General features: G+C 41.8%; 13 protein-coding genes, 1 pseudogene and 1 other annotated feature. Of the genes and pseudogenes, 9 read left to right on the forward strand and 5 right to left on the reverse strand.

The annotated features are described in order from the left end of the window. Positions 1 to 23: 23 nt before the first annotated feature. The 4 genes from aph(3'')-Ib (at position 24) to EXE09_RS18030 (ending at position 2,535) form a co-directional block, all read left to right on the forward strand. Positions 24 to 827, forward strand: a complete 804-nt coding sequence (gene aph(3'')-Ib, locus EXE09_RS18010) for an aminoglycoside O-phosphotransferase APH(3'')-Ib (protein WP_001082319.1) — start codon at positions 24 to 26, stop codon at positions 825 to 827. Next, on the forward strand, positions 827 to 1,663 hold the full coding sequence (locus tag EXE09_RS18015; RefSeq protein WP_000480968.1) for an aminoglycoside O-phosphotransferase APH(6)-Id: 837 nt from the start codon (positions 827 to 829) through the stop codon (positions 1,661 to 1,663). The genes aph(3'')-Ib and EXE09_RS18015 overlap by 1 nt, the downstream gene beginning before the upstream one ends. A gap of 220 nt (positions 1,664 to 1,883) precedes the next feature. Next, positions 1,884 to 2,240 (forward strand): type II toxin-antitoxin system RelE/ParE family toxin, encoded by a 357-nt coding sequence (locus EXE09_RS18025; protein WP_004967307.1) that lies wholly within the window; start codon positions 1,884 to 1,886, stop codon positions 2,238 to 2,240. Continuing rightward, positions 2,233 to 2,535: a helix-turn-helix domain-containing protein gene (locus tag EXE09_RS18030; RefSeq protein ID WP_001140620.1), complete on the forward strand. Its 303-nt coding sequence runs from the start codon at positions 2,233 to 2,235 to the stop codon at positions 2,533 to 2,535. The genes EXE09_RS18025 and EXE09_RS18030 overlap by 8 nt, the downstream gene beginning before the upstream one ends. Positions 2,536 to 2,616: 81 nt before the next feature. On the opposite strand, the gene EXE09_RS18035 is transcribed toward EXE09_RS18030, so the two are convergent. The 3 genes from EXE09_RS18035 to EXE09_RS18045 form a co-directional block, all read right to left on the reverse strand. Next, positions 2,617 to 2,892 carry a DUF6966 domain-containing protein gene (locus EXE09_RS18035; protein ID WP_004967304.1) on the reverse strand — a complete coding sequence of 92 codons (276 nt, stop codon included), beginning with the start codon at positions 2,890 to 2,892 and terminating at the stop codon, positions 2,617 to 2,619. Between the two features lie 205 nt (positions 2,893 to 3,097). Continuing rightward, positions 3,098 to 3,664 carry a plasmid replication DNA-binding protein gene (locus EXE09_RS18040; RefSeq protein WP_225531289.1) on the reverse strand — a complete coding sequence of 189 codons (567 nt, stop codon included), beginning with the start codon at positions 3,662 to 3,664 and terminating at the stop codon, positions 3,098 to 3,100. A gap of 105 nt (positions 3,665 to 3,769) precedes the next feature. Continuing rightward, complete coding sequence (locus EXE09_RS18045) at positions 3,770 to 4,777, reverse strand: replication initiation protein (RefSeq protein WP_004967300.1); 1,008 nt, start codon at positions 4,775 to 4,777, stop codon at positions 3,770 to 3,772. A gap of 653 nt (positions 4,778 to 5,430) precedes the next feature. Here EXE09_RS18045 and EXE09_RS18050 point away from each other — a divergent pair. Together EXE09_RS18050 and EXE09_RS18055 are read left to right on the forward strand one after the other, a co-directional pair. Then, positions 5,431 to 5,634, forward strand: a complete 204-nt coding sequence (locus EXE09_RS18050; protein WP_004968112.1) for a hypothetical protein — start codon at positions 5,431 to 5,433, stop codon at positions 5,632 to 5,634. A 1,793-nt stretch (positions 5,635 to 7,427) separates the two neighbouring features. Beyond that, entirely contained in the window at positions 7,428 to 8,504 is a 1,077-nt protein-coding gene (locus EXE09_RS18055) for a hypothetical protein (RefSeq protein WP_225531288.1), read from the forward strand. A gap of 116 nt (positions 8,505 to 8,620) precedes the next feature. Here EXE09_RS18055 and EXE09_RS18060 read toward each other — a convergent pair whose 3' ends face one another. Together EXE09_RS18060 and EXE09_RS18065 are read right to left on the reverse strand one after the other, a co-directional pair. After that, the gene (locus EXE09_RS18060) at positions 8,621 to 9,085 is read right to left on the reverse strand and encodes a hypothetical protein (RefSeq protein ID WP_004968108.1); all 465 of its coding nucleotides are present in this window, start codon (positions 9,083 to 9,085) and stop codon (positions 8,621 to 8,623) included. 217 nt (positions 9,086 to 9,302) lie between these two features. Continuing rightward, positions 9,303 to 9,446, reverse strand: coding sequence for a DUF3761 domain-containing protein (locus EXE09_RS18065; RefSeq protein WP_171527277.1), 144 nt, complete (start codon positions 9,444 to 9,446; stop codon positions 9,303 to 9,305). Positions 9,447 to 9,466: 20 nt separating this feature from the next. On the opposite strand from EXE09_RS18065, the gene EXE09_RS18070 reads away from it, so the two are divergent. From EXE09_RS18070 to glmM, 3 genes and pseudogenes are all read left to right on the forward strand, one after another. Next, a protein-coding gene (locus EXE09_RS18070) for an IS3 family transposase (protein WP_100249712.1) occupies positions 9,467 to 10,686 on the forward strand; the annotation gives its coding sequence in 2 pieces (ribosomal slippage) (positions 9,467 to 9,743 and positions 9,743 to 10,686; 1,221 coding nt in all). Further along, positions 9,742 to 9,858 (forward strand) — a sequence feature (AL1L pseudoknot). (Overlaps the previous gene by 117 nt.) 134 nt (positions 10,687 to 10,820) lie before the next feature. Beyond that, complete coding sequence (gene sul2 / locus EXE09_RS18075) at positions 10,821 to 11,636, forward strand: sulfonamide-resistant dihydropteroate synthase Sul2 (protein WP_001043260.1); 816 nt, start codon at positions 10,821 to 10,823, stop codon at positions 11,634 to 11,636. Positions 11,637 to 11,722: 86 nt separating this feature from the next. Further along, positions 11,723 to 11,930, forward strand: a pseudogene (glmM, locus tag EXE09_RS18080) (phosphoglucosamine mutase); the annotation flags it as partial.

The raw sequence follows: 11,930 nt of genomic DNA on the forward strand, positions 1-11,930 counted from the left end.
TCAGAAAACTGAAGGAACCTCCATTGAATCGAACTAATATTTTTTTTGGTGAATCGCATTCTGACTGGTTGCCTGTCAGAGGCGGAGAATCTGGTGATTTTGTTTTTCGACGTGGTGACGGGCATGCCTTCGCGAAAATCGCACCTGCTTCCCGCCGCGGTGAGCTCGCTGGAGAGCGTGACCGCCTCATTTGGCTCAAAGGTCGAGGTGTGGCTTGCCCCGAGGTCATCAACTGGCAGGAGGAACAGGAGGGTGCATGCTTGGTGATAACGGCAATTCCGGGAGTACCGGCGGCTGATCTGTCTGGAGCGGATTTGCTCAAAGCGTGGCCGTCAATGGGGCAGCAACTTGGCGCTGTTCACAGCCTATCGGTTGATCAATGTCCGTTTGAGCGCAGGCTGTCGCGAATGTTCGGACGCGCCGTTGATGTGGTGTCCCGCAATGCCGTCAATCCCGACTTCTTACCGGACGAGGACAAGAGTACGCCGCAGCTCGATCTTTTGGCTCGTGTCGAACGAGAGCTACCGGTGCGGCTCGACCAAGAGCGCACCGATATGGTTGTTTGCCATGGTGATCCCTGCATGCCGAACTTCATGGTGGACCCTAAAACTCTTCAATGCACGGGTCTGATCGACCTTGGGCGGCTCGGAACAGCAGATCGCTATGCCGATTTGGCACTCATGATTGCTAACGCCGAAGAGAACTGGGCAGCGCCAGATGAAGCAGAGCGCGCCTTCGCTGTCCTATTCAATGTATTGGGGATCGAAGCCCCCGACCGCGAACGCCTTGCCTTCTATCTGCGATTGGACCCTCTGACTTGGGGTTGATGTTCATGCCGCCTGTTTTTCCTGCTCATTGGCACGTTTCGCAACCTGTTCTCATTGCGGACACCTTTTCCAGCCTCGTTTGGAAAGTTTCATTGCCAGACGGGACTCCTGCAATCGTCAAGGGATTGAAACCTATAGAAGACATTGCTGATGAACTGCGCGGGGCCGACTATCTGGTATGGCGCAATGGGAGGGGAGCAGTCCGGTTGCTCGGTCGTGAGAACAATCTGATGTTGCTCGAATATGCCGGGGAGCGAATGCTCTCTCACATCGTTGCCGAGCACGGCGACTACCAGGCGACCGAAATTGCAGCGGAACTAATGGCGAAGCTGTATGCCGCATCTGAGGAACCCCTGCCTTCTGCCCTTCTCCCGATCCGGGATCGCTTTGCAGCTTTGTTTCAGCGGGCGCGCGATGATCAAAACGCAGGTTGTCAAACTGACTACGTCCACGCGGCGATTATAGCCGATCAAATGATGAGCAATGCCTCGGAACTGCGTGGGCTACATGGCGATCTGCATCATGAAAACATCATGTTCTCCAGTCGCGGCTGGCTGGTGATAGATCCCGTCGGTCTGGTCGGTGAAGTGGGCTTTGGCGCCGCCAATATGTTCTACGATCCGGCTGACAGAGACGACCTTTGTCTCGATCCTAGACGCATTGCACAGATGGCGGACGCATTCTCTCGTGCGCTGGACGTCGATCCGCGTCGCCTGCTCGACCAGGCGTACGCTTATGGGTGCCTTTCCGCAGCTTGGAACGCGGATGGAGAAGAGGAGCAACGCGATCTAGCTATCGCGGCCGCGATCAAGCAGGTGCGACAGACGTCATACTAGATATCAAGCGACTTCTCCTATCCCCTGGGAACACATCAATCTCACCGGAGAATATCGCTGGCCAAAGCCTTAGCGTAGGATTCCGCCCCTTCCCGCAAACGACCCCAATATGAAAAACCCCGGCAGGATGCTGGGGTTTTTTATTGCCTATCATTTCTCATTTGCAAAACAAGCATAATGCTCCTAAAATATAGACTATAATCTATATTTTGGTTGTGGTATGTGGATAGTCATTACGACAGATCTATTTAATGAATGGCTTGAACAGCAAGACGAATCAACACAAGAGAAGGTTCTGGCTGCCCTAGTTGTTCTACAGCAGCAAGGACCAAGTTTAGGCCGCCCTTTAGTAGATACTGTCTATGACTCTAAATTTACCAACATGAAAGAGCTTCGTGTTCAACATCGAGGTAAACCACTGAGAGCTTTCTTCGCATTTGATCCTTTACGACAGGCTATTGTTCTATGTATTGCTGATAAAGGCAGTAAAAAGCGTTTTTATAAAGACATGCTGGATATTGCAGATGAACAATACCAACTTCATCTCACCACCCTAGGAGATAAATCTAATGGCTAAGACTCTGCAAGAATTGTTAGCTAGCCGCTCTCCAGAGAGCCAAGCCCGTATTCAAAAAATGGCAGATGAATTACTGCTAGAAAATCAGCTTCATCTTATTCGTGAAGAACTTGAAATCTCTCAAAAGGAACTTGCTGAAACTTTGGGAATAAAACAGCCATCGCTTTCAGCAATAGAAAATCGTGGCAATGATCTTAAGATTTCAACCATGAAAAAGTATGTTGAGGCAATGGGCGGGAAGCTCCGTATTGATGTAGAGCTTCCAACAGGAAAACATATAGGATTCAATGTTTAACAATAAAAATGGGAGCTAAAGACTCCCATTTTTAGATTCGTATAATCGCCATTATGTTAAATTAGCGATATTAAGAATAATTTAGCTTTCGCAAAAAACATATAATTTACTTCTTAAGTAATCCAAACGATTGTTTTCTTTGATAAGTGGATCACCATTGCGATATAAAACGATATCATCCATTGATCCCATTCCTCCAATGGTACTTTGTATTTTATATTTTGCGTATTCTAGATCATCATCAATATAGAACAGTATTCTTTTATACATTTCTGCCCAATGTTCTAAATTCTGTTCTTCAAACAATTCTATTAGTTCTTGAATTGTTGATTTTAAATCTTCAATTTTATTTTTCATAAAAGTATTTTTTAAGATTCTCTAAAATTAACATAATACACGTTATACGAAATGCTCTAAATTATTTGTTTTAATTCAATAGTTTATTTCGTATTGAAAAGCCCAATCACACCCGATTGGGCTTTTTTTATGACTTTTCACGTTCCACGCTTAATAAGTAAGCAATGTTCCACACTTTTGTTTAGCTAAAAATAACAATAAAACCTTACTCATCTGTAAAAACTGCCCGAGCTAAACGGCCCAATAATCCCCTTTTTTTAGGTTCCGGTTCAACGTGTTCAGGAATAGGTATACGCTTGTTGTCTTCCCCAAAAGTAGTCAATGCGTCATAGTTCGACTCAATCTCTGGCCGAGGATCTGTTGCTATATTTAGATTAGTAGATTCATTTAGCTTACTAGTATTTTCTTGTTTTGGCTGTTCTAACGTGCCTTTAAACTCAATTCTATGAGTGAGATCTTCAATATGTTGCATCAAAGACTTTTCTCTTTGATTTGCTAAATCTAACTGATTTTTGAGTAAAGAAATTTGATCTTTTAATACATTTTCAATTTCAGACTGAACGTGTACCTGTACATCCTTCTGGACTTGTTCAGTACGTGTACTGGACTGAACACTGACTGGATTGCCATAAACTCTGATAAGTTCCGATAAGTCTATAAGTCCATCATGATCTCTTGATAATTCACCACTTTTTATAGATTCATAGATTGTTGTTCTTGATTTTTTAAAAGCTTTACTTGCGTCCATTATGCTAAATTTTGTTTTGTTCAATGTAATCCCTCAGCGCGTGTTTAAGCATGTTCATCTGAACATCTTAGCTGAACATATATCTTATTTTGAATTAAATCGTACTTTTCTAGGTATAGCAGCAATTTTTCAAACTTTTTGTTCAATAGTAAAGTCGATATTGAATTCTGCTAGTTTTTCAATCCATCTATTACCTTCGTTATTTTTAAAATCAATTTTTATTCTTTCTACTAATTCGTCTGTAGTCTCACCAGATTCTTTGAATCTCAAGCTCAATTCTTCACTTTGAATTATCGTTAAATAAACCATTTTTGCAGTTATTTTATTTTGCTCTTGGTTACTACCAGTTTCACTTTGTTGATTAGCTCCAATAGTTTTCTTTTTTCTAACTATAAAATTAACATGACTAGCTTTGCGTCCTTCTTTCTTGACTGCTTTAAACTCAATAGTAAGTTCTGTTTTAGAGTTAATGTCATCAATGTGGGGTTTAAGAATAGTACTTTTGAAATCTCTATATTCTGGGTATGAATTTTCTGCCAGACCTAAAGCACTTTTTAATTCTTTGATGGATACATCGAAATTAGACCGAAATTCATTTTGTACCAAGAATGGGTAAAGTTTTAAACCGTGACCATGTAAGGCAACAGCCGATTTAACTTTAAATTTTGTATACGAATTTTGTTTATTAAAAACATACATAATGTATAGGGCAAAATGCGTGAAAGAAATATAAAAACATCCATCCTTGTATGAGCATGTACTAATGAGTCTTGTTCGAATATCTCGATCTTTTCCAGGATGATAAAAAACTACACTGTGGTCGTAGAGAGCATCTACTACTCGGTTTAAGGCTACATAAGCACTGCTTGGCTTTAAGCCCGTCAATTCAGCATATTCTTTAGCTGTTACAGTGAATTCTGTTGTTTCATTGGGATCTGATGCTAGCCGAACTTTAGGGCTAAAAAAGAATAGCAATTTTAGAATATCGTCTTTTGGTGATTTCTCATGCTTCAATTGCCAGAAAATATTTTGAAAGACAGCATAGTCTTTTGGATAACGTTTGGCAGGTGCTGAAAGAGGAAAAAGAGATTTGTCATGTTCCTCAAAATTTTTAATTTTCTTTAATGATACAGCCATCTAAAATCACTATTCTTCTATTATGTGGTGGTATTTTCAATGCTACTTACCCCCACTTATTAAGTCAAGCATATCTTGATTACCACCTAACATTTCGCCCCCACTAACCTAACATTTCGCCCCCACTAACCTAACATTTCGCCCCCACTAACCTAACATTTCGCCCCCACTTAAAGTCAAAAACCTAACATTTCGCCCCCACTTAAAGTCAAAAACCTAACATTTCGCCCCCACTTTAGTGTCTGAAACACTGATATAGCAATACATTGAGACTGGCCGTAAAGCTTTTTAAAAGCTTTTTAAAAGCTATTAAAAGCTTTTAATAAAGCTTTTAAAATTAGTAAATGAAAAAATAAATGAAAAATTGCCCTTGGTTTTCGCTACGCTCAAACTCTATTGAATCTCGCTTTCGCTCGATTCGTGGGGCAATTTTTAGTTAATATTCTTGTTACTTTAAGAAAAGGCAAAAGCAACTCGGAATTCGCTTCGCTCATAAGTTTTTTATGCTCGCTTCGCTCGGTCTAGGTGCAAAGATCAGCATGTGATCTACTTTCAATTTGTTGAAGCAAATATTTTAAAAAGCAGTTTTTCAGGGAGTCTAGGCGCAAATTTTCGTTGTGTCGCTCGTAGACACTCGCTAAAGAGGATCTGAGATGAGCAAAGATAAAAAAGATGAAGATTTGGTTTCTCTCTCGATGAAGAACTTCAACAAACCACGATGGTTTAGAGCCAATGAAGATGGTGTCTTTTGTGAAGTAACTTGGGAGGAGTTCTTTAAAAACCATGATGACCCAACAGGGTTAGAAGATTTTATGACAGATCGAGAGCAAGATACACCAAGAGATGTGGATTTATAGCGCATGGTTTGCTGTATTTGGCGTTTTATTGGTCATTCCTATTCTACCTATAGGTTTTAGTTTAAAGTGCCTTAAAACGCAAATGGTGAGCATTTAGACAACCCACCTCGTTTCGATATTCTGTTGGCAAGAATATCCGAGGGGGTCTAAAAAATGCTTATAACGTATGCACCGTAAAATTTTGTCGAAGTGCCGATTGCCAACCAACCAACACCAAACTTTAAAACGCTAATTTTATTCATAAAATCAGAAAATATTTATCCTATGGTGGATAACAACCTCGAAAAACTATGTCTTCAGAAGTTTAGTTTAGTTCGAGCGACCAACTCGAACAGCAGGGGAGACCAATCCCCATTTAACCTTTTTGACTCTCCTGTGGCTTTAAATCCACAGCCTTCAAGCACTATGACCATGCAGGAAGTAACACACTCAACTACAGTCCCCTATAGCCTCAACATCACTCTTTCGCAAAACCACGATTCCCTTAACAAGTCATTTCTGACAACGGTAGCTATGGTTTTTTAACCAACTTTTGATAAAACAACTCAAAAGAAAATTCTTATTGATTATCAATTTTACCTGTAATTATAGATTACTATCTATTTTACAAATAAAAACAACAACTTATTCAGAATTATTACAGTACAACTTCGGCAAAAATCTGCCTTATATGCGCTACTAAAGATCGCTCCAACACATCTATGTCGATAACTAAAAATTTAGTTATTCAAAAACTTAGGTGACAAAACCTAATGACATAAAAGTGCGTCCCAAGTTATCAATTGAAGTCTTAACAAGCAGTACGTTCATCCACTAAGTTTCTAAGCTTTTTCCTTGCTTTTCGGTACGCAGTTCCAAAATACCGATTCCGCAGCTTAAAAAATATCATCATGGGTAGAACACTTACTTAGCACAGTCGATGAGGATCTCTCCCCACCTTTAACACGTTTAAGCTATACATCGACCTTTCGAGCCAAAATGGAATGTCATCACGACAAATTCACCACCTGACCCAAAAGTGCCACTCTCGCCAGCTTTCACCTTGATCGCCTGTACCCTCTCGAATACCGCAGAAGCCATCGTGTGTGCCACGCACCTCGCCAAACCATAAAGATTCAGCGAAGAACGGTAGTTATTAACGCTACTCTCCATCTATGGATTTCACTCACTATTTCTTCAAAAGCAGGATTTCAGCCCTTTCAGCCTAGAATGGGGTTTAACCCATTCGCCACCTTTCGGTGATTCCGTTTCCTTGTCGCCCAACTTCAAGAACCAACAATGAAGTGGATTGAGTAGAATTTGAGGGTAGGCAAAAGCCACCCCTCATCAGCCCTCATCAAAGCGTACCGAGCTACGTTTCCGCAGCAGTCCGCTTCGTCAAGCAGTTTTCAGGCTGTCAACCTTTCCACTGTGAGCTGTTGAAAATCAAAATTTTTAGTGTGCCTAACGGCACACTAAAAAACGGTTAGGTCTTTTAGGTGCGTTGGTCAGACACACTTCACAACTGATGAGAAAATCATAATGCACAAAAAATATGCTGTCTAGGTGCGTTCGCATGGAACTACTTATTACCCTCTTACAAACACCGTCTAGAAGTCCTTAAAACTTGCTTCGCAAGTTCACCATAGCTTCGCTATGGAAAAAGCAAAAAACAGCTAAAAACCAAAAATCCTTTTACTCGATTACAATGCTAGTTTTTGATCAAAAAACAGCGTATTTTGTGAATTAACCCTTGATAACAATGATTGGAAATATTTTGGATGATAATTTTTAGTCCACACACAAAATTTACAATGCAACGGCTCGCTGACCATGTTGCCAATGGCGCATATTTTTATTTCAGCTTTGAGTACGACAGTTCTAAGAAATCCATTGAATCCGTTTTGGATAAGATGACAGAGCGTTATGAGTTGGGTATTTCACCAAGACAGCGTTCTTACCGCCTAGAAAAGGGTCATCCTATTTGCACGATGATCGTGCAAAGAGATGTCTTTAATGAAAATAAATGGTTTCTGTATTGCTTATTCACTACGCCTACAAGTAGAGATTTCAATACTTTCAACGGTATTGAGATTAATAAACTTGCCAAAGAGTCGGAGCGTTTGAAGATTCAGACTCTTAAAGAGAAGTACAAAGGCTTTAAGTGGGATCTTGATTCGATCTCAGCAGAAAAGACCTTGATTGCAGACTACTTCAAAGATAATGAGCCAAAACAATTTGTCTTAAAAAATCCAATTGCTGTCAAACCTACTGCCCTGGTGACTATGGAGCTTTTTAGAGATACGCATAAGACTTATAAACAGCTCATCTTGGGTGATGAAAAAGACTACAAAGACAGAGTAAGGGCTTATACGTGGACTTGGCGATATACAAAGCAAAGTATTGAAAAAATTAAAACTAAATTTACTGATTCTATTAATAAATTGGCTAGTCAAAAAAATAGTTCTCTAGCAGAGAAGAACCGAGCCGACATTAAAAATCTATTCCTGATGGTTGAAACATGGTCTGTTTTCAAAGCAAGCCGTTCCCAAGCAGGGCAGATTATCCATTTTGCACAGCGTTTTTTAAAGTACAGGTCTAAGAAGCAGAAAACATGGATGCAGATGGAAATTGCTACACCACACTTGACCTATCTACCCCGATTGCCGACCTATGCGGATACGATCCATGAATATAATTACAGACGTAATCTTTTTGATGAATATGGTGTGGAAGTGCCTTTGAAACTCATTAAAGACTACTATGGTGGTGGCTATTACAACATACCGATTCAAGCCTATGTAGCTAAAGAATTAGAAATGCGTGAGAATGGCAAAGCCATTGCTCAAAAAGCGGATGAGCTTTACTTACAAGTGCTTGAAAATGAGTAAATCCGCTAAGAGAAGCTATTAAATACGGACTTTGAATAGGTTCTAACATGCAAATTTCGTATAAGAGATTTTATGTTAAATCGATAATCAAAAAGCCCATGAAAGTAAGCCTTTTTTCATCCATGAGATTTACTTACTTCTTCTAAAATTTTGCTTTTTACCCAGTTTGAAAAATCTTTTTGATTTTCTACAAAGTGTAAAAGATCAGCCTCACTTTCCCGATTAAAACTTATACTTTTAACTTTTCTACTCTGCTTTTCATATTTTGCATTTATTGCAATTTTTCGCCAATTTGTTTGATCGACAATATCATAAGCAGCAGCGAAAACATTATTTGCATCATTTTCATCAATACAAACTTCAATATTTTCTGCATTGAAAATACGGATTTCATCCATTTCTATTTTTTTATTGGTAGATGAAGTGAACCCGAAAAATAAGGTAATACCATGTTTTGATGTTATTTCTATATTGCCAAAAGATTCATCAGTATTTGTATGAGATTGATCTAATAGAATTTCACAGCTAGTAACTCGCCAACCTGTTTCCTGTTGAAGTTGTGAAGCTAACATTGGAAGCATATGTAATCCATTTTTGTTTTTGATAGTAATACGATAATATTAATTTTTAATTTTTACAAGTTTATAGATGAGGATATAGACATTTTAATTGGTGAGAATATAGACACTTTAAATGGGTTCTAACATGAAAAATAGGAACTTAAAATTCCTGTTTTTATTGGTTTTTAAGTTTTAAGCATATTGCATGATAAGCTTTAAATCAGAAGTATTCTAAGTTCTAAAGCCAGTTAGCTACTCCACCATGGCCAGAACAAGTACCTCTCCTATTCAAGCTAAAAGACCAAGTCCCATCTCTACACTTCGCTGTTGCATTAGAAGGTTGCTTATTTGCTGAACCGTACCGGGTTTGTCGGAGAGTCAATATTCTGAGAGACTATCCCGATGACAAAATTAAAATATGCCCCTGAAATCAGAGAAAGAGCGGTTCAATTATTGATTGAATCTGAAAAAGATTATCCATCGAATTGGGCTGCGATCACCGCTATTGCTCCCAAGATAGGTTGTACTCCTGAAACACTACGTGTTTGGTATCAAAAATATTTAGATAAACTAAATCCAGTTAAAGTACAGCAGCTTTCAGACCAAGAACGTATCAAACAACTCGAACGCGAAAATAAAGAACTGCAACGCGCCAATGAGATTCTACGTAAAGCAGCCGCTTTTTTCGCCCAGGCGGAACTCGACCGCCCACACAAATAATGGTGGATTTTATCCATAATAATAAAGAGCTGTACGGAGTCGAGGCGATTTGTAGAATTTTACCGATCGCACCCTCAACCTATTACCGGACTCTAGATCTCTGCGAAAACCCAGAACATCGAGCAAAGCGAGATCTACATGACTTGCATCATGCTGAACAAATTAAACGAATTTGGAAGGAAAGTTCAGGTCGATATGGTGTACGTAAAGTTTGGCAAAAACTGAAACGTGAAGGCTATATTATTGCACGCTGTACAGTTGCTCGATTGATGCAAAAGCTAGGTATACAAGGTGTTTGGCGAGGTAAGAATAAACAAACTACCCATAGCCGAGATGATCAAAAACGAGCAGATGACTTGGTGAAACGCAATTTTAGTGCTGATCACCCTGACCAGCTGTGGGTCGCTGACTTTACGTATATTCAAACAAATTCAGGCTGGGTCTATACCGCCTTTATTATTGATGTGTTCTCGCGAGCAATTGTTGGATGGAAAGTATCAACACGGATGAATACAGACATGGTGCTCGATGCACTGGAGCAAGCATTGCATGATCGAGGCATGCCAAAGAACGTGATTCATCATAGTGACAGAGGTGTGCAATATCTTTCCATTCGTTATACCAATCGTTTAGAAGCAGCAAATTTACGAGCATCAGTCGGTACGACCGGTGATTCATACGATAATGCTTTGGCTGAAACAGTGAATGGCTTATACAAAACAGAGGTGATTGAATATTTAAAAGCAGATTGGCAAGGTTTAGCGGATGTACAACTTGCGACATTAAATTGGGTAGATTGGTTCAATAAAGAGCGTGTACATAGTGCACTAGGTTATGTGCCACCTTTTGATTTTGAAGCAATGTACTATGATAAAATTAATCCGTTAGGTCAGGTGGCCTAACTTAAATAAAAAAGTCTCCGACAAACCCGGTACGGTTCAGATCACCGCAAACAGGTTACTCGCCTGGGGATTCCCTTTCGACCCGAGCATCCGTATGAGACTCATGCTCGATTATTATTATTATAGAAGCCCCCATGAATAAATCGCTCATCATTTTCGGCATCGTCAACATAACCTCGGACAGTTTCTCCGATGGAGGCCGGTATCTGGCGCCAGACGCAGCCATTGCGCAGGCGCGTAAGCTGATGGCCGAGGGGGCAGATGTGATCGACCTCGGTCCGGCATCCAGCAATCCCGACGCCGCGCCTGTTTCGTCCGACACAGAAATCGCGCGTATCGCGCCGGTGCTGGACGCGCTCAAGGCAGATGGCATTCCCGTCTCGCTCGACAGTTATCAACCCGCGACGCAAGCCTATGCCTTGTCGCGTGGTGTGGCCTATCTCAATGATATTCGCGGTTTTCCAGACGCTGCGTTCTATCCGCAATTGGCGAAATCATCTGCCAAACTCGTCGTTATGCATTCGGTGCAAGACGGGCAGGCAGATCGGCGCGAGGCACCCGCTGGCGACATCATGGATCACATTGCGGCGTTCTTTGACGCGCGCATCGCGGCGCTGACGGGTGCCGGTATCAAACGCAACCGCCTTGTCCTTGATCCCGGCATGGGGTTTTTTCTGGGGGCTGCTCCCGAAACCTCGCTCTCGGTGCTGGCGCGGTTCGATGAATTGCGGCTGCGCTTCGATTTGCCGGTGCTTCTGTCTGTTTCGCGCAAATCCTTTCTGCGCGCGCTCACAGGCCGTGGTCCGGGGGATGTCGGGGCCGCGACACTCGCTGCAGAGCTTGCCGCCGCCGCAGGTGGAGCTGACTTCATCCGCACACACGAGCCGCGCCCCTTGCGCGACGGGCTGGCGGTATTGGCGGCGCTGAAAGAAACCGCAAGAATTCGTTAACTGCACATTCGGGATATTTCTCTATATTCGCGGTTCAGCAGGCATGTCCCCTTTGAGGGCGACCCGACGACAGGATAATCGACCTTATGGTGCGCAAATATTTCGGCACAGACGGTATTCGTGGCAAAGCCAACGAAGGCGCGATGACGGCGGAAACCGCCTTGCGCGTCGGCATGGCGGCTGGCCGTGTCTTTCGTCGCGGTGACCACCGCCATCGTGTCGTGATCGGCAAGGATACGCGCCTGTCGGGCTATATGCTTGAACCCGCGCTCACAGCCGGTTTCACCTCGATGG

It is taken from the genome of Acinetobacter sp. WCHAc060025 (assembly GCF_004209355.1).
In the GTDB taxonomy this organism is placed as follows: domain Bacteria; phylum Pseudomonadota; class Gammaproteobacteria; order Pseudomonadales; family Moraxellaceae; genus Acinetobacter; species Acinetobacter wuhouensis.

Coding starts and splice junctions, on each gene's coding strand:
- EXE09_RS18015 (WP_000480968.1), top strand. CDS start 827: ATGTTCATGCCGCCTGTTTTTCCTGCTCATTGGCACGTTTCGCAACCT.
- EXE09_RS18025 (WP_004967307.1), top strand. CDS start 1,884: ATGTGGATAGTCATTACGACAGATCTATTTAATGAATGGCTTGAACAG.
- EXE09_RS18030 (WP_001140620.1), top strand. CDS start 2,233: ATGGCTAAGACTCTGCAAGAATTGTTAGCTAGCCGCTCTCCAGAGAGC.
- EXE09_RS18035 (WP_004967304.1), bottom strand. CDS start 2,892: ATGAAAAATAAAATTGAAGATTTAAAATCAACAATTCAAGAACTAATA.
- EXE09_RS18045 (WP_004967300.1), bottom strand. CDS start 4,777: ATGGCTGTATCATTAAAGAAAATTAAAAATTTTGAGGAACATGACAAA.
- EXE09_RS18050 (WP_004968112.1), top strand. CDS start 5,431: ATGAGCAAAGATAAAAAAGATGAAGATTTGGTTTCTCTCTCGATGAAG.
- EXE09_RS18055 (WP_225531288.1), top strand. CDS start 7,428: ATGCAACGGCTCGCTGACCATGTTGCCAATGGCGCATATTTTTATTTC.
- EXE09_RS18060 (WP_004968108.1), bottom strand. CDS start 9,085: ATGCTTCCAATGTTAGCTTCACAACTTCAACAGGAAACAGGTTGGCGA.
- sul2 (WP_001043260.1), top strand. CDS start 10,821: ATGAATAAATCGCTCATCATTTTCGGCATCGTCAACATAACCTCGGAC.